This is a genomic window from Cupriavidus sp. 05N40, assembly GCF_056397305.1.
In genome coordinates, this window is sequence record NZ_JBFTND010000405.1 from 1 (window position 1) to 2,528 (window position 2,528).

The 2,528-nt window shown below is 58.9% G+C and carries 3 protein-coding genes; all 3 read right to left on the reverse strand.

The genetic code is table 11. The features are described 5' to 3' along the window. Positions 1-230 (reverse strand): cation:dicarboxylate symporter family transporter (locus AC1DO7_RS40905; RefSeq protein ID WP_477117538.1); only part of this gene is annotated, 230 nt, incomplete at its 3' end. Between the two features lie 491 nt (positions 231-721). Beyond that, complete coding sequence (locus tag AC1DO7_RS40910) at positions 722-973, reverse strand: hypothetical protein (RefSeq protein ID WP_441619073.1); 252 nt, start codon at positions 971-973, stop codon at positions 722-724. Positions 974-1,350: 377 nt separating this feature from the next. Continuing rightward, entirely contained in the window at positions 1,351-2,310 is a 960-nt protein-coding gene (locus tag AC1DO7_RS40915) for a GlxA family transcriptional regulator (RefSeq protein ID WP_477117539.1), read from the reverse strand. Between the last annotated feature and the right edge of the window lie 218 nt (positions 2,311-2,528).

A 2,528-nucleotide genomic window follows, 5' to 3' on the forward strand; every position in this document is an offset into this window, starting at 1 on the left:
CCCACCGCCTTCCCGTCGCCCATGCCCGCGATACCGCCTACAAGCGTCGCAAACACCAGCGGTGCAATGATCATCTTGATCAGACGGAGAAAGACGTCGCTGAGGATGGAGAGATATCCACTAATCGACTTGGCCGCTTCCGCGCCGGCCAAGAAGTGAACGGCCGTGCCGACGAGCACGCCGAGTACCATCGCCACAAATATGTATAGGGGCAACCTGTTTGATTTCATGATGACGCTATTCTTGAAGAGGACAGCCGATACAAGCGCATCGGCGATGAACTGCGAGCCCCAGGGAAGCGAACGGGGACAATTCCGCCGTTCGGCAAGCACCGAGGAACTGATTGGCCAAACACTGTTGACGAGATAGTCGCGCCGGCAAGGTCGATGTAGGCGGGTTCCCGCGAGGTCTGATTGGGCACCGAAGGAACGCTCGGCGGACGCCGGGAAGGCTTGCCTCTCCTTCCTGACGGGCACTTTCGAAGAGCAGAGCTGATGCCACGATTTGGGCCGCGCGCTTGCGCAGGCGCCCCACGTGAACTAGTTTGACTTCGTGGAAAAGCCAACGCGTGGCGCTATACCATCAGTTCAAGCCGAGGGAGCGCACATCCTGTGCCTTCATGCGCCAACGGGGAACCGGAAGTCTTCCCACCAGCTTGGACGCGAGGCTTGAGCGCGCCAGCGGGGCGCAGCGCTCCGACTGCGCCCCCGTCCGGAGCGACTCAGGACACCAACTGCCGGCGGAACTCCGCAATCGGGGCGTGTGGCTGAATCTCCAGGACCTTCCCATCAATCACCAGGCTCGGGAGTCGTTTCACCCCCGCTGCCTCCGCGGAGGCGGTTAGCTCTCCGTGTTCCTCGAGATTGACAACAGTCAGGGAATGTCGGTCGTTGTCAAAGAGGCCTGTCATCGTTTCCACAACGGAAAGACAAATCTTGCAGCCATCGTGATAAAGAATAGCTTCGCGGTTCATGGCATTCTCCGAGTTCTTCAGTTGCGCCGCGCTCACTGCAGTACCAGCGGGTGCGGGTCGTTTGGCTACTGGATTATCGGTGTCCATACCCCTAGTGAAAACCTTGACGAGGGCGCTGTTCCTGCCAATTCAGTGACGCTTCCAGCCAGCCCCACAACCGTAGCGTCGGAGGCCAGGTGCGGCCCGCTTTGGGTCGGCAGATTCAGGGCCATCACCCACGCGCTGTCCATGACGTAATGCGCTGCCCCGCGCGATGACGCGTTGATTCCTTCACTGCGCTTCAGGCGCTACGAAAGTAGCTATGTGAGGGCGAGCTGGATGAAGGCAATTGCTTTGGCATCGGGCGATGCCAGCACCCAATGCCGCGGCGCTGGCAATCACGCCGCAATGCGGAAGCGGCGCCTGTATTCGGCCGGCGAGACGCCAAGTCGCCTGAGGAAGGCTCGTCTGAGGCCATTCGGGTCACCGAAGCCCGTAAGGGCAGCCACACGTTTTAGCGGATTCCTAGTCTCTTCGAGCATCCTGCGTGCGGCATCCAGTCGCGCTCCCTCAACGAAGTCCGCAGGCGTCACGTTGCACTCCTGCTTGAAGATGCGGGCAAAGTTTCGTGTGCTCATCCCCGCATGGGCGGCCAGATTATCCACCGAGAGTTGCTTGTTCAGATTCTCCACCGCCCAATTCTGAACATCCCGAATCGCGCTCTTTTCTGCAGTCTGCGCAGCCAGATGCGCACTAAACTGGGATTGCCCGCCAGGCCRCTTGAGGAACATCACAAACTCACGGGCAACTTTCAGGGCAATCGCCCGCCCAAAGTCCTCCTCTACCATGGCAAGCGCGAGGTCCAACCCTGCCGTGACGCCGGCGGATGTGTAGATATTTCCATCCTTCACATAGATCTGGTCCGGCTCCACCTTTACCTTGGGGAACATTCGGCCCAGCCTGGCGGTTGAGTTCCAATGCGTTGTAGCACGTCTTCCATCCAGCAACCCTGTGTGCGCCAGGAGAAGCGCTCCCGAACAGACCGAGCCAATCCGACGAACCGTCTTGGCGTAGCRATTAATCCAATCTCGTATCGCGGTGTCTTTCTCAACAAGATTCACCAAAGGACTACCCGCGATCAGAAGCGTGTCTATATCGGGGCTGCTGGTATCAAGCGTAGCATCCGGGGTAATCGTCATTCCGTTCGAGGCAGTCAGAATGCCGGGTGTTGGCGACACAATCTCGAACTGGTACGCACCTGGATTTCCTGCCTGACGCGCAGCCTCATTGAAGACATCGATAGGCCCCACCAAGTCGAGCATCTGGACGCTCGGGAAAGCAAGTACAGCGATTTTCATGGCAACAACAGACGTAGATGACCGGATACTTTATTTTAGTCAATTCCGGCCAACGCGCGCGCGCCCTGGCTTGAAGTGCCACTCGATTGGCTGCATCTGAATGCATGTGCAGAAACAGCCATCTCGCATCTACACGACCTGCTGCCGCTAGCTCCTGCCGGAGATGCCGGGCAGGCCTGACTCTGTGCCACCCTCAGCCTGCCATGGGCTGTTAACTC